General features: G+C 70.1%; 16 protein-coding genes and 2 pseudogenes. 7 read left to right on the top strand and 11 right to left on the bottom strand.

The annotated features are described in order from the left end of the window. The 5 genes and pseudogenes from Q7A36_RS18860 to Q7A36_RS18840 form a co-directional block, all read right to left on the bottom strand. A pseudogene (locus Q7A36_RS18860) lies at nucleotides 1–769 on the bottom strand (hypothetical protein); the annotation flags it as partial. A 12-nt stretch (nucleotides 770–781) separates the two neighbouring features. Beyond that, a complete protein-coding gene (locus Q7A36_RS18855; RefSeq protein ID WP_305105283.1) occupies nucleotides 782–2,521 on the bottom strand; it encodes an FAD-dependent oxidoreductase in 1,740 nt (579 codons plus the stop codon). Nucleotides 2,522–2,534: 13 nt separating this feature from the next. Continuing rightward, entirely contained in the window at nucleotides 2,535–3,356 is an 822-nt protein-coding gene (locus Q7A36_RS18850) for an SDR family NAD(P)-dependent oxidoreductase (RefSeq protein WP_305105282.1), read from the bottom strand. A gap of 4 nt (nucleotides 3,357–3,360) precedes the next feature. Next, complete coding sequence (locus Q7A36_RS18845; protein WP_305105281.1) at nucleotides 3,361–4,329, bottom strand: tripartite tricarboxylate transporter substrate-binding protein; 969 nt, start codon at nucleotides 4,327–4,329, stop codon at nucleotides 3,361–3,363. A 40-nt stretch (nucleotides 4,330–4,369) separates the two neighbouring features. Continuing rightward, complete coding sequence (locus Q7A36_RS18840; protein WP_305105280.1) at nucleotides 4,370–5,635, bottom strand: acyl-CoA dehydrogenase family protein; 1,266 nt, start codon at nucleotides 5,633–5,635, stop codon at nucleotides 4,370–4,372. A gap of 143 nt (nucleotides 5,636–5,778) precedes the next feature. On the opposite strand from Q7A36_RS18840, the gene Q7A36_RS18835 reads away from it, so the two are divergent. Both Q7A36_RS18835 and Q7A36_RS18830 read left to right on the top strand, forming a co-directional pair. After that, the gene (locus tag Q7A36_RS18835; RefSeq protein WP_305105279.1) at nucleotides 5,779–6,609 is read left to right on the top strand and encodes an IclR family transcriptional regulator; all 831 of its coding nucleotides are present in this window, start codon (nucleotides 5,779–5,781) and stop codon (nucleotides 6,607–6,609) included. A 121-nt stretch (nucleotides 6,610–6,730) separates the two neighbouring features. Continuing rightward, a pseudogene (locus Q7A36_RS18830) lies at nucleotides 6,731–7,159 on the top strand (transposase); the annotation flags it as partial. A 178-nt stretch (nucleotides 7,160–7,337) separates the two neighbouring features. Here the strand turns inward: Q7A36_RS18830 and Q7A36_RS18825 are convergent. From Q7A36_RS18825 to Q7A36_RS18815, 3 genes are all read right to left on the bottom strand, one after another. Beyond that, a complete protein-coding gene (locus Q7A36_RS18825) occupies nucleotides 7,338–8,591 on the bottom strand; it encodes an efflux RND transporter periplasmic adaptor subunit (protein WP_305105278.1) in 1,254 nt (417 codons plus the stop codon). Beyond that, entirely contained in the window at nucleotides 8,584–11,772 is a 3,189-nt protein-coding gene (locus tag Q7A36_RS18820) for an efflux RND transporter permease subunit (RefSeq protein ID WP_305105277.1), read from the bottom strand. Before Q7A36_RS18820 ends, Q7A36_RS18825 begins: the two co-directional genes overlap by 8 nt. A gap of 524 nt (nucleotides 11,773–12,296) precedes the next feature. Further along, nucleotides 12,297–12,467 (bottom strand): hypothetical protein, encoded by a 171-nt coding sequence (locus tag Q7A36_RS18815; RefSeq protein WP_305105276.1) that lies wholly within the window; start codon nucleotides 12,465–12,467, stop codon nucleotides 12,297–12,299. A gap of 166 nt (nucleotides 12,468–12,633) precedes the next feature. On the opposite strand from Q7A36_RS18815, the gene Q7A36_RS18810 reads away from it, so the two are divergent. The 5 genes from Q7A36_RS18810 (at nucleotide 12,634) to Q7A36_RS18790 (ending at nucleotide 17,816) form a co-directional block, all read left to right on the top strand. Next, nucleotides 12,634–12,834 (top strand): hypothetical protein, encoded by a 201-nt coding sequence (locus Q7A36_RS18810; protein WP_305105275.1) that lies wholly within the window; start codon nucleotides 12,634–12,636, stop codon nucleotides 12,832–12,834. 257 nt (nucleotides 12,835–13,091) lie between these two features. Beyond that, nucleotides 13,092–14,306: an ABC transporter substrate-binding protein gene (locus Q7A36_RS18805; RefSeq protein ID WP_305105274.1), complete on the top strand. Its 1,215-nt coding sequence runs from the start codon at nucleotides 13,092–13,094 to the stop codon at nucleotides 14,304–14,306. A gap of 53 nt (nucleotides 14,307–14,359) precedes the next feature. Beyond that, nucleotides 14,360–15,235 carry a branched-chain amino acid ABC transporter permease gene (locus tag Q7A36_RS18800; protein ID WP_305105273.1) on the top strand — a complete coding sequence of 292 codons (876 nt, stop codon included), beginning with the start codon at nucleotides 14,360–14,362 and terminating at the stop codon, nucleotides 15,233–15,235. After that, complete coding sequence (locus Q7A36_RS18795; protein WP_305105272.1) at nucleotides 15,232–17,085, top strand: branched-chain amino acid ABC transporter ATP-binding protein/permease; 1,854 nt, start codon at nucleotides 15,232–15,234, stop codon at nucleotides 17,083–17,085. Before Q7A36_RS18800 ends, Q7A36_RS18795 begins: the two co-directional genes overlap by 4 nt. Then, nucleotides 17,082–17,816: an ABC transporter ATP-binding protein gene (locus Q7A36_RS18790; RefSeq protein WP_305105271.1), complete on the top strand. Its 735-nt coding sequence runs from the start codon at nucleotides 17,082–17,084 to the stop codon at nucleotides 17,814–17,816. Before Q7A36_RS18795 ends, Q7A36_RS18790 begins: the two co-directional genes overlap by 4 nt. Nucleotides 17,817–18,059: 243 nt before the next feature. On the opposite strand, the gene Q7A36_RS18785 is transcribed toward Q7A36_RS18790, so the two are convergent. The 3 genes from Q7A36_RS18785 to Q7A36_RS18775 form a co-directional block, all read right to left on the bottom strand. Beyond that, nucleotides 18,060–19,055: an isopenicillin N synthase family dioxygenase gene (locus Q7A36_RS18785; RefSeq protein ID WP_305105270.1), complete on the bottom strand. Its 996-nt coding sequence runs from the start codon at nucleotides 19,053–19,055 to the stop codon at nucleotides 18,060–18,062. Between the two features lie 12 nt (nucleotides 19,056–19,067). After that, nucleotides 19,068–20,366, bottom strand: coding sequence for an amidase (locus Q7A36_RS18780; RefSeq protein ID WP_305105269.1), 1,299 nt, complete (start codon nucleotides 20,364–20,366; stop codon nucleotides 19,068–19,070). A 411-nt stretch (nucleotides 20,367–20,777) separates the two neighbouring features. Next, nucleotides 20,778–21,524: an SDR family NAD(P)-dependent oxidoreductase gene (locus Q7A36_RS18775; protein WP_305105268.1), complete on the bottom strand. Its 747-nt coding sequence runs from the start codon at nucleotides 21,522–21,524 to the stop codon at nucleotides 20,778–20,780. Between the last annotated feature and the right edge of the window lie 11 nt (nucleotides 21,525–21,535).

The following is a 21,535-nucleotide window of genomic DNA, read 5'->3' as shown; positions in this document are numbered from 1 at the left end:
GCATGATGCGGCCGAGATACATGGGGTTGCCATGCAGCCGGGTGCCCGGCGTGCCCTCGGCCATCTCCTCGGGGCGGCAGAATTGCGCGTTGAAGGGCACCACGTGATGCGCCGGGACGAAGACCTCCGCGGCCTCCACCGTGTTCGATCCGCTGGCGCGCAGGCCGAGGATCGCGTCGCCGCCCCAATCCTTTAGCACGCGGTAGCTGCCGCGCGGCAGCACCACCAGCACCGGCGCCGGCGGCGCGCCGTCGCGCTCGACCAGCGCGGTGCCGATGAAATGCGTCGCATGCGGCACGCCGGAGGAATAATTCCAGCGGCCGCCGACCCGGTAGCCGCCATCGACCGGCACGGCGCGGCCGAGCGGCTGGGCGCGGTGCGGCGCGATGAAATGGCCCGTGGCGCCGAACAACTCCCGCTGCGCCGCCTCCGGCCAATGCGCCGCCAGCAGGAAGGCGTGCGAGGCGGCCAGCGTCAGGCACCAGCCGACGCCGGGATCGCCGCGGGCGATCTCTGCCATGGTGCGGAAGAAGACCGGCAGGCCGAACTCATAGCCGCCGAACAGCCGCGGCTGGGTGATGCGGTAGAAGCCGGCAGCGAGGAAGGCCTCGTGCACATCCTCGGCATAGCTGCCGAGCGCCTCGTGCTCGGCCTGCCGCTCGCGCAGCATCGGGCGGAAGGCGGCAGCACGGGCGAGCAGTTCCGCCGCGGTCAGGCCGGGTTCCGGCTGCGGGATGGCCGGCGCCGCGGCGGCATAGGCGAGTTGCATGCTGTCCCTCCGTCAGGCCGCGTGGCCGAGGATGCGGCGCAGCACCCCGGCCAGCCGCGGCGACGCCAATGCATCCGGCGCCCGCCAGGCGACATGCATGTCGGGGCGAACCAGCACGCACCCATCCTCGCCCACCTCCCGCGCGGCGGCCCAGTCGCCGAACAGGTCGGTGACGTCGCGGCCGGGGCCGATGACCACGGTCTCGACGGCGATGCCGAGGCTGACCGCCGCCTCGCGCGCCGCGGCCACCCAGGCCTCGCCGCCGATGCCGGTCAGCAGGGTGAAGCGGCCCTGCCCGGCGAGGTCGAGCGTCGAGACCTGGCGCTTGTCGCGTTCCAGCCAGACATGCGGCAGCCGGGCGCCGGGCCAGGTCGTGGGCTGGTAGTAGATCTCCCGGTCGCGGCTCCAGGCCGGCTCCGGCGTGCCGTCCGGCACCACGGCGCCGGAGGCATAGCGCTGGTTCAGCTCGACGCCATGGGCATCGAATTCATACTGCTTGAAGAGGATCGCCTGGCGCAGTGCTTCCCGCTGCGCCGCGGCTTCGGGGGTTGCCGCCTTGCGGGCTTCCATATTGGCCCGCATCACCTCGGGGTCATGCGTGCCGAGCAGGCCGAGGGCGCCGAAGATCGGGCCGAACTCCTCGATGCTCTGATTGGCGCGGGTGACGATCTGCCGGCCGATCGGCACCCGCTCGGCCTCGTAGCTGTCGAGCAGGCCGGGCGCCGCCTTGCCCTGCACCACCAGCGCCAGCTTCCAGGCGAGGTTGTAGGCATCCTGGATCGAGGTATTGGAGCCGAGGCCGTTCGAGGGCGGATGCCGGTGCACCGCATCGCCCATGCAGAAGACGCGCCCCTCACGGTAGCGCGTGGCGAACATGTTGTTCACCGTCCAGAGCGAGGTGGAGCGGATGGTGATCGGGATGCTGGTGTCGCCGATCAGGCCATGGGCGATGCGCGTCGCCTCGGCCTCCGTCAGCTCCGGCGCCGGGCCGTTGATGTCGTAGCCCCAGACGATCAGCCATTCGGTCCAGGGCCGGACCATGCGCACCAGCCCCATGCCGATGCCGCCGATCGAGGAGCCCGGCTGCAGCACCCAGTAGAGCACGCTCGGCCGATGCGCGACGTGGCGCGACAGGTCGGCCTGGAAGACGATGTTCATGCTGCCGGCGACGCCCATCCGGCCTTCGAAGGGCAGGCCGATATCCTCGGCCACCTTGCTGCGGCCGCCATCGGCGCCGATCAGGTATTTCGCGCGGATCCGGTAGGTGCCGCCGCCCAGCCGGTCCTGCACCGTCGCGGTGACGCCATCGGCATCCTGCTCCAGCGCCAGGTACTCAGTATCGAAGCGCACCCGCGTGCCGCGCGCCGCGGCATTGCCCAGCAGGATCGGCTCCAGCAGGTTCTGCGGCAGGTCGCACATGGCGGTCGGGCTGGCCATGGCATGGTCGGCGCGGCGATCCGGCCGGGTGCCCCAGGCGCGGATGCGGCCGAGCTCCTCGCCGGCCAGGCTCTCGCAGAAGACGGTATTGCCCATCAGGTCCTGCGGCGTGGCCAGCGCCGCGGCCTCGGCCTCCACGCCCAGGTCGCGCAGCACCTCCATGGTGCGCTGGTTGGTGATATGGGCGCGGGGGGTATCGGCCAGCCAGCGGTACTTCGTCACCAGGATGTTGCGGATGCCGAGACTGCTCAGCGCCAGCGCCATGCTGCCGCCGGCGGGGCCGCTGCCGACGATCAGGACATCGGTTTCGATCATGCGGGGTGTCCCTTCATGCGGGGTCGGCCATGCCGTGGCTGCGGCCGCCATCGACGGTGATCTCGGCGCCGGTGATGAAGCTGGCGGCCGGCGAGGCGAGCAGCAGGGCGACGCCCTTGATCTCGTCCGGGTGGGCCATGCGGCGCAGCGGCACGACGCGCGCCACGCCCTGCTGCGCGGCATCCGTCAGCGAATGGCCGCCAGCGATGTTGGTGGCGAAGGGGCCGGGCGCGATAGCGTTGACGTGGATGTTCCAGCGCGCCAGCTCGAGCGCCGCCTGCCGCACCATATGCGCCGCCCCCGCCTTGGCCGGCATGTAGGCGAAGCCCGGCAGGCCCGAGGTGCGCGACGCCGCGACCGAGGTGGTGACGATGATCCTGCCCCCGCCCTGCGGCTTCATGTGCCGCGCCGCCTCGCGGATGGTGACGAAGACGCCGGTCAGGTTCACCGCGATCATGCGGTCCCAGTTCTCGTCCGGAAGGTTCTCGATCCCGCCCGCGGGGTCGCGGCGGCCGGCGGTCAGGTAGCCCGGCGGCAGGTCGATGCCGGCATTGGCGAAGACCACGTCCAGCCGGCCGTGATGCGCCGCGGCAGCGGCGAAGACCTCCCGCACCCGGGCGCGGTCGGTGATGTCGCAGACCTCGCCGCGCACATCCCATTGGTGGGAGGCGAGGCGTTCGACCTGGCGCTCCAGCGCCCCAGCATCGCGGTCCAGCAGCGTCACCCGGGCGCCATTCGCCGCCATCACCTCGGCATAGGCGAGGCCGAGGCCGCTCGCTGCGCCGGTGACGAGGGTGGCGAGGCCGCGCACGTCGAAGAGCTGTTCGGCCCGCATGCGGCTACTCCTGCGGCTCGTAGCCGGAGGAGCGGACGATGCCGGCCCAGCGGATGGTATCGGCCCGGATCTTCGCCGCCGCATCGGCCGGCGTCGCCCGCCAGATGCGGAGGCCGAGCTTGCCGAGCGAGTCCTGCAGCCCCGGATCCTCGGCAGCGCGGACCACGGCGGCATGCAGGCTGTCGACGACCGGTTGCGGCGTGCGGGCCGGCAGCATCATGTAGTAGCCCTCCTCGGTCGTCAGTTCCGCCAGGCCGAGCTCGTTGAAGCTCGGCACCGCCGGCAGGATGGCGGCGCGCTGCGGGCCGCTGGTCGCCAGCAGGCGCAGGTCGCCGGACTGGCCAAGCTGCGCCCAGCTGCCGATGGTGCTCATCGCCACCGGCAGGCGGTTCTGCTGCAGGTCGCCGATGATCATGGTGGTGTCGCGATAGGGCACGTGCTGCGCCGCGATGCCGAGCTGGCGGAACAGCTGCACCATGGTGAAATGCGGTACGGAGCCCGCCGCCGGCGTGGCGAAGGCGACCTCCGGCTGCGCCTTCGCCCAGGCGACGAATTGCGCGAAATCCCTCGCCGGATGGCCCGGCCCGACGCCGATGACGAAGGGGAAGGTGGCAACCGCCGAGGCGGCGATGAAATCCGCCTGCGGGTCGAAGCGCAGCGTCTTCGGATAGACGTGCGGATAGACGGTCAGCGAGCTTTCATGGGTCAGCAGCAGCGTGGTGCCATCCGGCGCCGACGCCTTGGCCACTTCCATCGCCAGCCGGCCGGCGGCGCCAAGCCGGTTGTCCACGATCACCTGGCTGGCGTAGCTGCCGCGCAGCCTCTCGCCATAGAGCCGGGCGACCGCATCGGCGAGACCCATGAATCCCGTGAGGATGCGGGCAGTGCGGTCCAGTGGCTGCGCCAGCGCGCCCGGCGCGAGGCCGGCGACGCCCAGCGCCAGCGCGCCGCGGCGAGTGATGCTCCATTTCATGGTTCTTGTTTCCCCCCGGTCCGGCCTGCGCCGCTGCGGGCTACAGGCCGCGGAACCCGGTCGGCCGGCCGAGATGCGCGCGGCCCAGATAGGTGGCGAATTCCAGCCGCTGGGCCGACAGGTGGGTGCGGTACATCTGCACGTCGCGGAAATAGCGCTGCAGACGGTTGCCCTTCTTCGTGGTGAAGGCGCCGGCGGCGTGGAACAGGTCCTCCACCACGCCCGCTGCCATGGCACCGCCCTGCTGGATCATGGTCCAGAGCCGGATATTGTCCTCCACCGTGATCGGCGTGCCGTCGCGCGCCCAGCGCTGGCAGAGATCCATGTAGCGCTGCGCACCGCCCAGCAGGATCGCCTCCGCCGCATCCGCCTGGGCCATGGCGAGGCCGAGCGGCCGCTGGAAATCGGTATGGTCGGCCCGCAGCAGGCTCGGGTCGACATAGGTCTTCATCGTCGTGGTGATGCGTTCGTATTCGTCGATCGCCGCCCAGGCCGCACCGACCACGACGGAGACGAGCGAGGCGTGGTAGGGGCCCATCAGCCGGCCGAGATACATGGGGTTGCCGTGCAGCCGCGTGCCGTGGGTGCCGTTCTCCATGCCCGTGGGGCGGGCGAATAGCACTTCAAACGGCACCACGTGGTGCGCCGGGACCAGCGCATCCTTCACCGCGACGCTGTTCGAGCCGCTGGCCCGCATCCCCAGCGTATGGTCGCCGCCCCAGTCGTCCAGGATCTCGAGGTCTCGGCGCGGGATCATCGCCAGCACGGTGCGCGGCGGCGTGGTGCCGTCCTGCAGGAAGGCGGTGGCCATCAGATGCGTAGCATGCGGGATGCCGGAGCAGTAATTCCAGCAGCCGGTGACGCGGTAGCCGCCCTCGGCCGGTGTCACCGTGCCCATCGGCGCGGCACGATGCGGCGCGGCGAAGACGCCCTCCGGCCCGAAGATCTCCCGCTGCGCCGCTTCCGGCCAGTGGGAGGCGACGACCCAGCCATGCGAGGCCGCCAGGGTCAGGCACCAGCCGACACCGGGATCGCCGCGCGTCACCTCGACCATGGTGCGGCAATAGTCGGGCAGGGTGAATTCATAGCCGCCGAACAACCGTGGCTGGGTGATGCGGTAGAAGCCGGCGCGGTCGAAGGCGGCATGCACCTCCGCGCTATAGGTGCCGAGCGCCTCATGCGCCTCCTGCCTTTGCCGCAGCAGCGGCCGCAGTGCGATGGCGCGTTCGATCAGATCGCCGGGGGTGAGCCCGGGCTCGGGTTGCGGCAGGGCCCGGGGCCGGTCCGCGACGAGGGCGAGCTGCATGGCCGTTTCTCCTTCCCCAGGGCGGCACGGCCACTCTTGGCAACCTGTCCACCCAGCGATACAGTGCATTGTTATTGGAAGCCTAGGCAGCGGCCTCCTGGCCTGTCAACGGTCCGGCACCGCCGCCGTGATGCGCAGGATCCATGCCGGAAGCATCCGACCCCACCCCTGCCCGCGGCCCGTCCGGCATGCAGCTCATCGCCCGCGCCGCCGCCATCCTGCGCGCGCTGGAGGGCCAGGGGGCCGGGCTGAGCCTCGGGCAGATAGCCAAGGCGACCGGCCTGCCGCGGCCGACCGTGCAGCGGATCGCCGATGCGCTGAAGGCCGAGGGCCTGGCGGCCGTCGATCCGGTGCATGGCGGGTTGCGGCTGGGGCCGGTGCTGGCCCGCCTGGGCGCCTCGGTCCGCAGCGACCTGGCCAGCTTCGCCCGGCCGGGCCTCGAGCGCCTGGCCTGGTCGGTGCGGGAGACGGTGGCGCTGACGGTGCTGCAGGATGCCAAGGCGGTCGTGCTCGCGCTGATCCATGCGCCCGGCCGCGACATCGTCCTGTCCTCCCAGGTCGGCGCCGCCTGGTCGATCCATTGCACGGCGGAAGGCAAGGCGCTGCTGGCGGGGCTGCCGGAGGCACGGCTGCGGCAATTGCTGCCGGACCCGCTGCCGCGGCGCACCGCGCGGACCGAGACGCGGCTGCCCGTGCTCCTGGCGGAGATCGCCGAGGTCGCCCGCAGCGGCATCGCCCGCGACCAGGAGGGCACCGCGGACGGGATCTGCGCGCTGGCCGCGGGCATCGCCGATCTCGCCGGCCTGCGCTACGCCATCTCGGTCATCGTGCCGGCGGCGCGGTTCGCCACGGCCGAGCCGATGCTGCGCGATGCCCTACTGGGCTGCCGCGACGCGATCACCGCCGCAACGGGCGTCGCTGGGACCACTGCTCGACAGGGAAATGGTCTCAATGGGCCATTATTCGCCGATTAGGCAGAGGCCAATGGCTTATTGCGCAGGCCGTGGCGATCTTGAATGTCTCCCTACAATCTTTGCAGTCTTCACCTAGTGTTTTGTGATGCTGACTTTCCCTGACTGCATAATCCATCTCAATATTGCCCGAGTGGAGGCTGGACCGCTCGGCGCCGACACGCGGTTCGTCGTCACCAGCCTGGTGGGCGGCAGTCCGCGCACTCTGTACGAAAACCTCTACTACCAGCGCGGCCAGGCGGAGAACCATATCAAGGCCTGGAAGCAGCACCTGGCCGCCGATCGCGCGTCGTGCTGCCGGGCCACCGCCAACCAGTTCCGCCTGATGCTGCACACCGGCGCCTATTGGCTGCTGCGGTCCCTGCACAGCCTGATGCCGAAGCGCTCGGCCTGGCGCGTCGCGCAGTCCGACACGCTGCGCCGCAGGCTGATGAAGCTCGCCGTGCGGGTCGTCGAGCTGAAGACCCGCGTCGCGCTGCACCTGCCCTCGGCATGCACGGACCAGGCCATCATCCGCCTCGTGTTGGACCGCCTGCCGCGGCTCGCCTGCTGAACGGCGGGGCGTCGTGCCCCGCGAGTGTCCACGCATTGCAACCCGCCAGACCTGCGATCCGCACCCCGACGTCCGGCATCACGACCGGCGCAGGGCCGCCGCCTCCGCACAACCAGGCCGCGACCTGCCCAGCAGCCGAAATGAAGTCGCGGATGCCGCCGTGAATTTTCCCCGCTAGTCAACAGTGATCTGGCAGATGCGCACCCACCGAGCCGTGGCCTGACAACCTATCCCCTGTAAGTCGCACCTTGTCGCCGCTTCGGATGGCATCGGAGGGACTATCAATTACCCGGTCCGTCGCCTCCAGGCCTGAGGCGATGTCGAGCTCGGCACCGAGGTCGCGGGAGATCCGCACCGGCTTCACCGTGACGCGTCCCTCGGCATCCACCACGGCGATGGAGGTGCCGCCGGCGCGGAAGATCAGCGCGCTGGCCGGCACGCGAAGCTGCGGCGCGGCGCTCGGCTCGGGCGGCAGTTCCAGTCGCACCTGGGCATAGCCGCCGGGCTTCAGCGCACCATCCCTGTTGTCCGCGGCGAATTGCACCAGCATGGCGCCGGATTGCACATCCACCGCATCGGAGGTGCGGGTCAGTTCGGCCGTGAAGCTCCGGTCGCCATATTCCGGCACGATGAACTCCGCCTTCATCCCGGTCCGGATGGAACCCGTATAGGCCTGCGGCACGCGGACATAGAGCCGCAGGCGGCTCATATCCGTGACGGTGAAGAGCGGCGGCGAGCTGGTGCTGCCGGAGACGATCAGCCCGCCCACATCGATGGCGCGGCTGGTGACGACGCCATCGAAGGGCGCGAGCACCTGCTTGAAGCCGGTCAGGGCGCGCAGCCGGTTCACCTCGGCCTCCGCCTGGCTGAGCTGCGCCGTGCGCGCGGCCAGGTCCCCACGGCGCTCATCCGTCGCCTGCTGGGAGACCACGTTGCGCGCACTCAGCTCGTTCCAGCGCTGGGCAGTGCGGGAGGCGAGGTCCCGCTGCGCCCGGGCGGTGGCGGTCGCTGCCTCCGCCGCGGCGAGTTGCTGGTCGAGATCCGGCGTGTCGATCAGCGCCAGGACTTGGCCGGCCTGCACTCGGTCGCCGATATCGGCGAGGCGGCGCGCGACGAAGCCATTGGTGCGGGCATAGACCGGCGCCTCGGCCCAGGCCTGCAGCCGCCCGGGCAGGGTCAGCGGCCGCGGCTCCACGCTGCGGGGCCGGATGATCCTGACGCTCGGCACCGTGACGGCGGCGGTGACCTCCCGCAATTCCTCCTGCGCGCCGAGGCGGGTGCTGATCCTGAGCACCCCGGCCCCGAGCAGCGCCAGCAGGCCGAGGGCCAGGAACAGCCCCACCCGGCGCGGGCTGGCGGCGGACGGCTCGTCTTCGGTCCCGGGGGCCCGGTGCCCGGGGGCGGAGGCTTCGGGCATCGGCGCTTCAGGCATGGGCGGCGGCTCCTCCCGGGCGGACATGGCCGACGGCATGGTGGCGGCGCCCATGGATCATGGCGAAGACGGTGGGGACGAAGACCAGGGAGGCACAGGTGGCGACCAGCAATCCACCGATCACCGCGCGGCCGAGCGGCGCGTTCTGCTCGCCGCCCTCGCCCAGGCCGAGCGCCATGGGCAGCATGCCGATGACCATGGCGAGCGCCGTCATCAGCACCGGGCGGAAGCGGGTGATCCCGGCCTCGAAGGCGGCCATCCGCGCATTGCCGAGCTCCGCCAGCCTCTCGCGGGCGAAGCTCACCACCAGGATGGAATTCGCTGTCGCGACGCCCATGCACATGATGGCGCCGGTCAGCGCCGGCACGGAGAGCGGCGTGCCGGAGAGGAAGAGCATCCAGGCGATGCCGGCCAGCGCCGCAGGCAGGGCGGCGACGATGACGAAAGGGTCCGCCCAGGACTGGAAGTTCACGACGATGAGCAGGTAGATCATCACGACGGCGCCGAGCAGGCCGAAGCCCATGCCGCCGAAGGCGGTATTCATCGTCTGGTACTGGCCACGCAGGGTGACGCGGACGGCGGCCGGCTTCCCGGCATCCAGCGCCGCGATCTCCCGCTGCACGGCATCGGCCACGGCGCCCAGGTCGCGGCCCTGCGTCGCCGCATAGATGCTGACCATCGGCTGGATATTGTACTGCGAGACCACCGCGGGGGAACTGGCCCGCACCAGCCGGCCGAGCGCGCCCAGCATCTGCGGCTCGGGGGCACGGGGGCCGGTGACCGGCAGCGCTTCCAGCTTCTCCAGCGTATCCGCCAGGTATTCCGGCGTCTGCGCCACCACCGGATAGGTCACGCCATTGGCCGGGTTCAGCCAGTAGACCGGCGCGGTCTGCAGCGAACCGGCGATGGACCCGGCGAGGCTCTGCGTCACGTCCCGTTCGTCGAGGCCGAGCGCGTTGATGCGCGTGCGGTCGGCCATGAAGCGCAGCGTGGGGCTGCCGGCGGGCTGCTGGATGCGGGCATCCACCAGCCCGTCGATGCCGCGGATGGCGCGCAGGATGCGCTGCGCATGCTCCTGGTTCTGCTCGATATTCGGGCCGGTGACCTGCACCTCGATCGGCGCGGGTGCACCGAAGTTCAGGATCTGGCTCGTGATGTCGGCGGGCAGGAAGGAGAAGGCGACGGTGGGGAAGAGCCGCGGCAGCTCCATCCGGAGCCGGCGGATATGCCCGGCCGTCGGCTGGTGGTCGGGCCGCAGGCTGATCAGGATATCGCCGTCCATCGGGCCCACCGTGCCGGAGGCGCCATAGGTCACGTTGATGGTGCTGCCGGGGAGGCCGATATTGTCCACGATGGTATTGACCTCCTCCGGCGGGATCAGCCGGCGGATCGCGCGCTCGATCTCGTCGAAGAGCGCGGAGGTCTCCTCGATGCGCATGCCCGCGGGCGCGCGGGCATGCATGGCGATGGTGCCGCTGTCCACCTCGGGGAAGAAGTTGCGGCCGAGGAAGGGCACCAGCGCCAGGCTGCCGAAGGCGAAGACCAGGAATAGCGCCAGCGTCGCCCGGCGCCTGTCGAGGGCGAGGCGCAGCAGCCGGCCATAGCCCTGGCGAAGGCGCTCGAAGTGGCTCTCGAAGCCGCGCTGCAGGCGGCCGAGGAGGTGCCGCGGCGGCGGCGCCTGCCCATGGAGGTGCCCCGCCTGTGGCCTGAGCAGGTAGAGCGCCATGGTCGGCACCAGGGTGCGCGACAGGATGAAGGAGGCGACCATGGCGAAGGTCACCGACATCGCCATGGGCACGAACAGGAAGCCGGAGACCCCGGGCAGGAAGAACATCGGCACGAAGACGATGCAGATGCAGAGCAGCGAGACGAAGGCCGGCACCACGATCTGCCGCGCGCCGTCGAGGATGGCGGTGCGCACATCCTTGCCGTGCTCCAGGTGCCAGTTGATGTTCTCGATGGTGACGGTCGCGTCATCCACCAGGATGCCGACAGCCAGCGCCAGGCCGCCCAGCGTCATCACGTTCAGGGTCTGACCGAAGGCCGCGAGGGTGAAGATGGCCGCCAGGATGGCGAGCGGGATGGAGGTGGCAATGATGATGGTCGAGCGCCAGGAGCCGAGGAAGAGCAGGATCATCAGCGAGGTCAGGGCCGCGGCCAACGCGCCCTCGAAGGCGACGCCGGTGATGGCGGCCTTCACGAAGATCGACTGGTCATTGAGCGGCGAGATGTGCAGCTGCGGCGGCAAGGTGGGGAGAAGCTGGGGCAGCAGCGCCAGGATGCCGTTCACGATGCTGATCGTGGAGGTGGCCCCCGATTTCAGCACCGTCATCAGCACCGAGCGCTGGCCGTCCACATGGACGACGTTCTGCTGCGGCTGGGAGCCGTCGCGCACATTGGCGACATCGCCGATGGTGAGCGTTGCGCCGTTGACCGTGCGGATGGGCAGCGCGGCGAGCTCGGCGACCGAGCCGGGCGCGTTGTTGAGCAGCAGGTTGTACTGGTGCTCGCCGATCTTGACGAAGCCGGCGGGCGTGATCTGGGTCTGCGCCGCGATGGCATTGCCCACGTCCTGCGCCGAGAGACCCTTGGACTGCAGGGCCTGCGGATCGAGGTCGATCTGGATCTGGCGCGTGCGGCCGCCGAAGGGCAGCGGCATGGCCGCGCCCGGCACGGTGACGAGCTGGGTGCGGATGAAATTGAAGCCGACATCGAAGAGCTGCTGCTCGTTCATCCCTTCGCCGGACAGGGCAAGCTGCAGGATCGGCACAGTGGAGGCGTTGTAGTTCAGGATCAGCGGCGGCGTGGTGCCCGGCGGCAATTGGCGCAGCAGCGTCTGCGAGACGGCGGTGACCTGCGCATTGGCGAGGCGGATATCGACCCCCGGCTGGAAGAAGATCTTGACGATGCCGAGGCCGGGATAGGAGGTGCCCTCGATATGCTCGATGTCGTTCACCGTGGTGGTGAGCGAGCGTTGATAAGGGGTGAGGATTCGGCCCGCCATATCCTCGGGCGTCAGCCCGTTGAAGGTCCAGCCCACGGCAATGACCGGCACCGGGATATTGGGAAAGATGTCGGCCGGCGTGCGCCAGGCGGCGAGGCCGCCACCGAGCACAATCACCAGCGCCATCACAACGAAGGTATAGGGGCGGGACAGCGCAACACGGACCAGGGCTAGCATGCGGCAGCGCCCGCAGGCCGGTGTCCGGACGGCGCATCCTGGAATGCCTGCCCTGGAGAAGCCGTGTCAGGGCTGCTTCCTGTGAATGCTTCGCCCCTGTCCGCCGCAGCCATCATCTGTCCCTCGCATCCTGAAGCGGCCGGCGCTGGCCTGAGCAGGAAGGATAATCCATGAGGCCAGGCACGCTACCGGCGGCGGCGAGGACAGAACAGCCCCCTCTGGATGCGGCGGCGCGCTGGATTGCATCCTGGCTACTTCGAGCGCTGCCATTCTCCTCATTATCCGGCGAAGTCTCGATTGCGCGAGATTTTCAAGCATGTTTCGCTGGTCCGGTGTTCTTGGGCAGGCAGACCTCGGGGGCGAGTTTCGGCACGGTTCAGAATCGGCCAGTTTCGGATCGCACGGGCGCGCGAGGGGGCGTCGGCCTGTGAGGGTCGGATGCGCCTTGTTGCAGCGGTCGGCGGCTTGGTCGGCTTCGGTTAGGATAAGGTCGGGGCGTGTCCCCCTCACTCTGCAGGGGCAGCCTACTTGCCATTCAAAGCCAACACCGCTCGTCGGCACCACATTCCCAAGCAGAAGCACCGGGTCACCAACTGGGCCGATTGCTCGAGCAGGTCGACGGTTCCGTGGCGGCCTTCATCGGCGATGGTGCCTACGACCGTGACGATGTCTACGCCGAGGTCGCGGCGCACCATCCCGGCGCGGCCGTGGTGGTCCCGCCACGCTCGAGCGCGGTGCCGAGTGCGGCAGCCGAGACCACGCCGACGCAGCGGGACGTGCATCTGCGATGTATCGCCGAGCGCGGCCGCATAGGTTGGCACGAATGCTCGAGCTTGGGCGGCCGGAATACGTCCGCGTCGCATGATCCCGAACGTGGGCAGGGATCAATGCATCCAAGCCGCCGACCGCGGCAACAAGGCGATCTCGAGATGGAAGCGTGTCATCGGTGACGGACTGCGCTCGCAGACTGATGGACGGCAGGCGACTGAAGTGGCGGTTGCTGTCAACGTGCTGAAGCGCATGCTCGAACTCAGACGTCCGGAATATGTCCGGCTTGCATAATCCCAAATGTGATATGGGATCAGTGCGTCCAGACGGCTGACCCATGCAACATGGTGGAGCTCAGCGGCAAAGACAAACCCGAATTTACTCGCTCGCCGTGGCGATCCCCCAGTCCTGTAGCAGTCCCTCGCGCGTCGCTTCTTCGCCCGCGCCGCCGTTCAAGGTTATGGCACGTAGCTTGCATAAAGCTATGCCGGATGGCTTCGGTCAATCACCGGTACGTCCTCGAACGGACGGCTTCGCGCGGAGGGTCGCTCATGGCAAGCAGTCTCGGGATGGTCATGGCCCGTCGGGCCGCCATGGCAGCGGCATTGGCCTGCGCCGCGGCGCTGCCCGCCGCGGCGCAGCGCGCGGAACCCTGTATCGGCGCCTCCTGGGAGATGACCGGGCCGCTGGCGAACAATGGCGGCATGCTGCGCATCACGGTCGAGACGGCGCTCGAGACGATCAACGCCGCCGGCGGCGTGCTGGGCAAGCCGCTGCGCCTGGTGATCTACGACGACGTGGGCGAGCCTGCCCGCGCCGTGGACAATGCCCGCCGCATCGGTGAGCGGGACAACTGCATCATCATGATGGGCGGCGGCCGCACGCCCAACGCCATCGCGCTGCGGGAGCCCCTGGCCGAGATGGGCATGCCCTGGATCGGCCCGATATCCGCCGGCACCACGGTGATCGAGCACCAGAATGGCCGGAACGAATGGATGTTCCGCGTCTCCATGAAGGATCGCTGGGTGACCGGCTACCTGGTGGACCAGGCGAAGCTCCGCTCGCCCACCGGCAAGATCGGCTTCGTCTACGAGGGCACCGCCTGGGGTCAGGGCGCGCTGCCCGATGTCGAGGCGGCGGCGAAGCGTGCCGGCGTGACGTTGGCAGGCCGCGAGACCTGGAACATCGGCGACCAGGACATGTCGGCGCAGATGATCCGGCTGCGCGACGCCGGCGTGGACACCATCATCCTCTGGGGCGTGGACCGGGAGAGCGCGAACATGCTGCGCTCCATGGACCGCATCGGCTACAAGCCGAAGATCGTTTCTGCCTGGGGCCTGACCACCGCCTTCGCCAAGGCGGTCGGCCCGCTGGCGGAAGGCGTCATGGTGGCCGGCACCTTCAACTGGAACGGCCAGCTTTCTCCCGCCGCGCAGGGCGCCTTCGATGCCATGAAGGCGAAATTCCCCGATCGCATCCGCACCACCGCCGATCTCGAGATCCCGTCCGGCATGGCCAATGCCTGGGACGCCACCTTCATCATCGCGGAAGCCATCAAGCTGGCCGGCGCCTATGACCGCACCAAGCTGCGGGATGCGATGTTCCGGGTGAACTACGAGGGATTGGTGGCGAACTACCGCCCCGCCTTCATCAAGGGCAACCAGGAACGCATGGATGCGGTCCTGCCGGAAGCCTACAAGATGCAGGCCTTCCACAACGGCGTGCTGATGCCGATCGAGGCGACGCCCTACGGCATGCGCAACTGACGCGATGGCGGGGCCGCAGGGCTCCGCCCAATCCCCGGGCCGGGAGCAGAGCGGTGGAAGCGATCCTGCAATACCTGCTGACCGGCCTGTCGGTCGGCAGCGTCTACGCCATGGTGGGCCTCGGCTTCTACGTCATGTGGTCCGCCGCCAAGGCGGTGAACTTCAACTTCGGCGACATCGTCATGCTGGGCGCGGTGCTCACCGTGGTCCAGCTCGACGTCGGTATGCCGCTGCCGGTGGCTTGCCTCGGCGCCGTCCTCGCCGCCGGGCTGCTGGCGGCGGTGATCGAGCGTGGCTTCGTCCGGCCCTTCAACCGCGAGGCCAATGCGATCGGCTGGATGCTGACCACCATCGCGGTCGGCACCATGATCGAGAGCGCGACCACCGCCCTATTCGGCTCCAACCCCCGCCGGCTGGAGACGCCGCTGGTGCAGGCGCCGCTGCGGATCGGCGGCAGCGGCATCTATCCGCAGGAATTGCTGCTGCCGGTGGCGCTGGTCCTCGTCGCCGGCGGGCTGGAGTTCTTCTACCGCCGCACCGTCACCGGCCGCGCCATGCGCGCCGTCGCCTACAACCGCACCGCGGCCGGGCTGGTCGGGATCGATGCGGACCGGATGACGCTGCTCTCCTTCGGACTCGCCGGACTGCTGGGTGCGCTGTCCGGCGTGCTGATCGGACCGGTCATCCAGGCCAGCGCCACCATGGGCGCCATCATCGGCCTCAAGGGCTTCCTGGTCGCCATCATCGCCGGCATCGCCAATGCCCGCGGCGTGGTCATCGCCGGCGTGCTCTACGGCGTCTCGGAGAAGTTCATCGAGGCCTATCTCTCCACCGCGGCGCGCGATGCCATCGGCTTCTCGCTGATGGTGCTGCTGCTCCTGCTCTTCCCCCATGGCCTGTTCGGCAAGGCGGAGTTCAAGAAGGTATGATCGCGCGCCGCGGAGGCTGGATCGCGGCCGCCCTGCTGGTGCTGGCGATCGGCATCTTCCCCTATCTCGGGGACCTGCTCGATACCCGCTTCCCCACCAGCTACGAGCTTCGCCTGGTGATGCGGGCGATGATCCTCGGCATCACCGTCGTCGGGCTGAACATCCTGGTGGGCTTCGCCGGCCTCGTCTCCCTGGGGCAGGCGGCGCTGATGGGGCTGGGCGCGCATGCCGCGGCGCTGCTGGCGCTGCGGGCGGACTGGCCCTTCGCCGCCTGCATGACCGCCGCCGTCGCCGTGCCGGCCATGATGGGCGCGGTGCTGGCCTTCCCCACGGTGCGGGTGCGCGCGCTCTACCTCACCGTCATCACCATCGCCTTCGGCTTCGTCTTCGTGAACGTGCTGCGGGAATGGGTCTCCTTCACGGGCGGCGCCTCCGGCCTCGCCAGCATCCCGCGGCCGACCCTGTTCGGGGAGAGGCTGATGGCGACGCGTGCCACCGGCTTCAACTACTATTACCTGATCGCCGCCTGCCTCATGCTCGCGCTCTGGGTGCAATGGGCGCTGGCGCGCAGCCGCTATGGCCGCGCGATGCGGGCGACGGCGGAATCCGAGAACGCCGCCCGTGCTCTGGGCATCAACGTCACCGCCACGCGGACGCTGGCCTTCGCCGTCTCGGCCGCGCTGGCGGGGCTGGGCGGCGGTCTCTTCGCCAATCTTGCGCTCTTCGTGAACTACGAGACCTTCACCTTCTCCGCCTCCATCGAACTGCTGCTGATGACCATCCTCGGCGGCAGCGGGACCCTGGCCGGGCCGGTGGTGGGCACCGGCGTGCTCTTCGCCGCGTCGCAGATGCTGCAGGGCTTCCGGGAATGGCAGACCTTTGCATACGGTGCCTTGCTGGCGTTGGTGCTCTTCGCCATGCCGGAAGGGATCGTAGGCGGCCTCAAGCGCCTGCGCGCCAGGCTGGCCCGCCGCGGCGCGGAGAAGCGGCGCACCGGCGCCTGGCCCCATTTCGTCCCGGGCTTCGACGCCCTGGCGCAGGAGAAGGACGAGCCCGGCCAGGCCACGCTGGTCACCCGCGACCTGACGCTCCGCTTCGGCGGGCTGACCGCGGTGAACCTGGTGGACATGGAGGTGCGGTCCGGTACCGTCCACGCCCTCATCGGCCCGAACGGCGCCGGCAAGTCCAGCCTGCTGAACCTCGTCTCCGGCTTCTACCGCGCCAGCGCCGGCACGGTGACGCTGTTCGGCCAGGCGGTGAAGGACCAGCCGCCGCATGCCCTCGCCCGCCTCGGCGTCGCGCGCAGCTTCCAGAACACCGAGCTCTTCGGCCGCATGACGGTGCTGGAGAATGTCCTGGTCGGCTGCCACATCCGCTACCGGGCCATGCTGGCGGAGACGCTGCTGCGCCTGCCCCGCTTCCTGCGGGAGGAGCGGGAGAGGCTCGCCGAGGCGCGGCTGCTGCTGGAGGTGGTCGGGCTGTCCGACTTCGCGGAGGAGCAGGCGCGCAACCTGCCCTTCGGCCATCAGCGACGGCTGGAGATCGCCCGGGCGCTCGCGCTGCGGCCCAAGCTCCTGCTGCTCGACGAACCCGCGGCCGGCCTGACCCATGGCGAGATCGAGGACCTGATCGCGCTCATCCGCGGTCTGGCCGCGCGCGGGATGACGGTGATCCTGGTGGAGCATCATGTGGAGATGATCATGGCCGTGTCGGACCGCGTGACCGTGCTGGACCATGGCGAGGTGATCGCCGACGGCCCGCCCGAACAGGTGCAGGACGATCGCGCGGTGATCGAGGCCTATTTCGGCCATGGCGCGCCCGCCGCCCAGGCCGCGGTGCCGGCCCAATGACGGCGCCGCTGCTGCAGGCGGAGGGCATCCGCGTCTCCTATGGCCGGATCGAGGCGGTGCGGGGCGTCGACCTGCAGGTGGGCCCCGGCGAATTCGTGGGCGTCATCGGCTCGAACGGCGCAGGGAAGAGCAGCCTGATGCGCGCCATTGCCGGCGTGCTGGCCCCGGCGGCGGGGCGCGTACGCTTCGCCGGAGAGGAGACCACCGGCCGGCCCAGCCACCGCATGGTGTCGCGCGGCCTGGCCATGGTGCCGGAGGGCCGCATGATCTTCGCGGACCAGACGGTGCGGGAGAACCTGCTGCTGGGCGGCTATAGCCGGCTGCGCCGCGATCCACAGGGCGTGGCAGCGGACGAGGAACGCATGCTCGCGCTCTTCCCCCGGGTGAAGGAGCGGCTGGGGCAGGAAGCCGGCACGCTTTCGGGTGGGGAGCAGCAGATGCTGGCCATCGCGCGCGGCCTGCTCTCCCGCCCGCGGCTGCTGGTGATCGACGAGCTCTCGCTCGGCCTCGCGCCCGTCATCCTCGACATGCTCTTTCCGGTGCTGGCGCAGCTCAACAAGGAAGGCCTGTCTATCCTGCTGGTGGAGCAGATGGCGTCCTATGCGCTGTCGGTCACCGACCGGACCTATGTGATGGAGAATGGCTGCATGCTGTTCGACGGTCCGTCGCGCGAGCTGGCCAACGACCCACGCGTCCTGGATGCCTATCTCGGCCGCCGCAAGGCCGCCTGACCAAGGCTTTCAAAAGCCCCGCGGCCATCGGCGGGGTGGGTTTGGGAGGGGCAGCGCCCCATAGGCGCGAAGCTAGCTAAGGAGCAGATTGCCCTTTCTCGGGCGCGCTTTTGGGGTGGAACCAATGCTCCCACCCGCTGAAAGCGCCTCTTCCGAAGGGAGATCAGCGCCCACGAGGCCGCCGTGGCCGGGCAAAGTGCTTATCTCCGCGCGTATGAGGCAGCGCCCCTCCCAAGGTGCTGCTCACGCCGCTCGCACCTGCGTCCGCACGAATTGCGCGCGCAGATGGTGTCCGCTGGTCGTCGGCGGAAACAGCGGTTCTTCCCCCCGCGCCACGGTGCCGGGCAGCGCCGCGACCGGCGCGTCGTAATTCGGGTTATGGAAGAAGACGAGGGAGAGCCGGCGCGATGCCGCGGCCTGGTCCATCGGCGGGTTCACCACGCGATGCAGCGTCGCCTTCCAGCGCCCGTTGGTCCAGCGCGCCATCAGCTCCCCGATATTGACGATGTAGCTGTCGGGCGCGATCGGCACGTCCACCCACTGCTCCGCCCGGTTCAGCACCTGCAGCCCGCCCGGCTTGTCCTCCGCCCGCAGGATGGTCAGCGAGCCGTAGTCGCAATGCGCCCCGGCGCGCAGCTGCCCCGGCTTCGGCGGCAGCAGCGGCGCGGGGTAGTTGCGCACCCGCAGGCGGCTGATGTGGCGGTCGATCTTGTCGGCGAAGAATTCCTCCGGCAGGTCGAGGGCGAGCGCGAACATCGCCATCAGGTCCTCCGCCAGGCGGCCCATGGCGCGGAAATAGGCTTCGTAGAGCGGCCGCAATTCCGCCGGCCGCGCCGGCCAGAGGTTGGGGTGGAAATGCTTGCCCGCCGCCGGGCCGAGGAAATACGGGTCGCCCGGCGGGACGTCCACCGGGCCGATCATCAGGCTCTCGTTCAGGTCGCCCGGCACGTCCAGGCCCTGGCTGCGGCCGACGCTCTCGGCTTCCAGCGGGATGTAGCCGCGCGTCACGTCCGGCGCCGGGCGCAGCACCTGCAGCTTCTCGGCCTCCGGCAGGTCGAAGAAGGCGTTGGATACGGCCTGCACCTGCGCGATCAGCCCGGGATCCACGCCATGGCCGGTGATGACCAGGAAGCCGATGTCGTTCACCGCGCGGCCGACCTGCGCGGCGATGGCACGCCTCGCTGCGGCGTCGCCGGCCTGGAAGGGCGCGACATCGATGACCGGTACTTCGAGCAGCATGGCGGTGTCCCCCTACAGGTCCAGGCGCATGGCGGTATCGGAGAAGAGGAAGGTCGCGAGGCGCGCATCCGCCCCCGGCGCGGCGAAGAGCAGCGCACCCACCGGCAGGCCGGTGGCCGGGTCGGCGCCGGCGCGCAAGGTTGCCACCGGCCCGCCCAGCGCGGTGGTCGGGATGACGAAGGACGGGTCGCCGGTGGTGCCGTCGGCCGGCGCCACGTCCGGCGCGGCGGGCAGCAGCAACAGATCCTCCGGCCCGAAACCGGCCCAGAATTCCCGCCGCTGCGCCGCCAGGCTGCGCAGCGCGGCGTGGTACTCCGCCTCGGGGATCGCCAGCCCGGCTGCGATATCGGCGGCGAGGCGCGGCGCGATACGGTCCCCCGGCAGGCCGGCATGGGTGCGGCCAAGCTCCGCCAGCAGCACGCTGCGATGCGCCGCCAGGATCGCCGTCAGCCCCACCGGGGTCGCGGCGCGGCGCAAGGGCAGGCCGGCCGCGGCCAGCTTCTCCGCCAGCGCGCCGATGCGCGAAACGGTGCCGGGCGCGGCCAGGCGGTCCACCAGCGGATCCTGCAGCACCACCAGGCGCGGCGCCGCGCCGGGGGCGCCGATGCGCAGATGGTCCGCGGCATAGCCGGCGGCGAGATGCGCCGCGTCCTGCGCCGTCGCGCCGAAGGCGCCCACCGTGTCGAAACTCGGCGCCAGCGGCACCACGCCGGTGCCGCCGATGGCGAGCGTCGAAGGCTTGAAGGCGCCCGTGCCGGTATAGGCCGCCGGCCGGTTCACGCTGCCCGCGGTCTGCGTGCCGAGCGCGAGCGGCACCGTGCCGCTGGCGATGGCCGCACCCGACCCGGCCGAGGACCCGCCCGGCGTGCGCGCGAGGTCCCAGGGGTTCCGCGTCGGCGGGCGGGATTCGTAATAGGCATATTCGGTGGTGTGCAGCTTGCCGAGGATGACGGCGCCCGCTGCCCGCAGATGCGCCACCACCGTCGCGTCGGCCGTCGCCGGCGCGATGCCGTCGCGGGACGGGCTATTGGCGCGCGTCGGCAGGCCGCGGATGTCGATCACGTCCTTCACGCCCACCGGGATGCCGTGCAGCGGGCCGCGGACCTGGCCGGCGGCGCGTTCGGCATCCAGCGCGCGGGCGGTGGCCAGCGCCTCCTTGGCCGGGACATGCACCCAGGCCCGCACCTCGCCGTCCACCGCGGCGATACGGTCCAGACAGCGGCGCACCAGCGCCTCCGACGTCAGCACGCCGGACGCAATGGCAGCGGTAAGGTCGCGGACCCGGCCGGGGTCCTGCACCAGCCCGCTCATACCCGGGCCGCCCGCAGCGCCGCGGTCGCCGCGACGTCCACCGCCAGGCTCCCATCCTCGATCATGCCGGTCAGCACCACGCCATGGACCTCCTGCACCTTCTCGCCGTGTTTTCAGCCTTCCAGCACATCCTACGGCACGCGCGCCGGGCCGCGGGCGAGGGGGGGCGCCATAGCCGCCGCCCGCGTTGGCGAGACCATACGGAGCCGCGGGCGACGTCAAGCTGCATCTGCCATGGCGTGCCGACCTCGGGTTGGGCGAAAGCTCGAGCAGCGCTGCCGAAGAACAGCCGTGAAAGTGTCGTTCATGGCAAGCAGGTCGCGGCGAGAGCAGCCTGATGTTCCCCACGGCTTGGCATTCTCCCGTCATCGGACAGGCGCATCGCCAAGCATGCTTGGCGACGCCAGATCGTCACAGCATCACGTCGCCGCCATTCGGGTTGAAGCTGGCGCCGGTGTAGTAGGAGCCCTCGTCGGAGGCGATGAGCACTGCCGTGGGGGCGATCTCGCCGACCTCGCCATAACGGCCGAGCGGCAGCTCGGCGAGCTTCCGCTGCTTCCACTCGGCCGAACCGCCCCGCGTCATGTCGGTGTTGATCGGGCCCGGGCAGATGGCATTGACGGTGATGTTGTAGGGCGCGACCTCATAGGCGAGGGAGCGGGTGAAGCCCAGGACCCCCGCCTTGGCCGCGGCGTAGTGCGTCAGCTCCCGCCCACCCTTGTGGGCGAGCTGGGAGCTGGTGCTGATGATCCGGCCGAAGCGCCGCCGCATCATGCCTGGCAGCACGACCCGCGTGCCGAGGAACACGCTGCGCAGGTTGACGGCGATCATCTCGTCCCAGACCGCGACGGGCATGTCGACGAAGCTCATGTGGGTGCTGATGCCGGCATTGTTCATCAGCACGTCGACGCGCCCGAGGCTCTCCTCGGCCGCCGTCAGTGCCGCGGTGATCGATGCCTCGTCCGAGACATCGGCGGCGAAGGCAAAGCCCGCGACGCCGAGCGCCCGGACCTCGGCCGCCACGGCTTCCGCCTGTCCGGCGAGCCTATCGACCACGGCGACATCCGCCCCCTCCTGCGCGAAGGCGAGGGCAATGGCGCGGCCGATGCCCCGGCCGCCGCCCGTGACCACGCAACGCCGGCCCTGCATCCTCGGCATGATCGCTCTCC

The organism is Paracraurococcus lichenis (assembly GCF_030657435.1).
GTDB lineage: Bacteria > Pseudomonadota > Alphaproteobacteria > Acetobacterales > Acetobacteraceae > Paracraurococcus > Paracraurococcus lichenis.
The sequence above is the reverse complement of the archived record's forward strand: the minus strand, read 5'-3'. Positions and strand labels throughout refer to the sequence as shown.

Coding starts and splice junctions, on each gene's coding strand:
- Q7A36_RS18855 (WP_305105283.1), bottom strand. CDS start 2,521: ATGATCGAAACCGATGTCCTGATCGTCGGCAGCGGCCCCGCCGGCGGC.
- Q7A36_RS18850 (WP_305105282.1), bottom strand. CDS start 3,356: ATGCGGGCCGAACAGCTCTTCGACGTGCGCGGCCTCGCCACCCTCGTC.
- Q7A36_RS18845 (WP_305105281.1), bottom strand. CDS start 4,329: ATGAAATGGAGCATCACTCGCCGCGGCGCGCTGGCGCTGGGCGTCGCC.
- Q7A36_RS18840 (WP_305105280.1), bottom strand. CDS start 5,635: ATGCAGCTCGCCCTCGTCGCGGACCGGCCCCGGGCCCTGCCGCAACCC.
- Q7A36_RS18835 (WP_305105279.1), top strand. CDS start 5,779: ATGCCGGAAGCATCCGACCCCACCCCTGCCCGCGGCCCGTCCGGCATG.
- Q7A36_RS18825 (WP_305105278.1), bottom strand. CDS start 8,591: ATGCCTGAAGCGCCGATGCCCGAAGCCTCCGCCCCCGGGCACCGGGCC.
- Q7A36_RS18820 (WP_305105277.1), bottom strand. CDS start 11,772: ATGCTAGCCCTGGTCCGTGTTGCGCTGTCCCGCCCCTATACCTTCGTT.
- Q7A36_RS18815 (WP_305105276.1), bottom strand. CDS start 12,467: ATGGTGCGCCGCGACCTCGGCGTAGACATCGTCACGGTCGTAGGCACC.
- Q7A36_RS18810 (WP_305105275.1), top strand. CDS start 12,634: ATGATCCCGAACGTGGGCAGGGATCAATGCATCCAAGCCGCCGACCGC.
- Q7A36_RS18805 (WP_305105274.1), top strand. CDS start 13,092: ATGGCAAGCAGTCTCGGGATGGTCATGGCCCGTCGGGCCGCCATGGCA.
- Q7A36_RS18795 (WP_305105272.1), top strand. CDS start 15,232: ATGATCGCGCGCCGCGGAGGCTGGATCGCGGCCGCCCTGCTGGTGCTG.
- Q7A36_RS18790 (WP_305105271.1), top strand. CDS start 17,082: ATGACGGCGCCGCTGCTGCAGGCGGAGGGCATCCGCGTCTCCTATGGC.
- Q7A36_RS18785 (WP_305105270.1), bottom strand. CDS start 19,055: ATGCTGCTCGAAGTACCGGTCATCGATGTCGCGCCCTTCCAGGCCGGC.
- Q7A36_RS18780 (WP_305105269.1), bottom strand. CDS start 20,366: ATGAGCGGGCTGGTGCAGGACCCCGGCCGGGTCCGCGACCTTACCGCT.
- Q7A36_RS18775 (WP_305105268.1), bottom strand. CDS start 21,524: ATGCCGAGGATGCAGGGCCGGCGTTGCGTGGTCACGGGCGGCGGCCGG.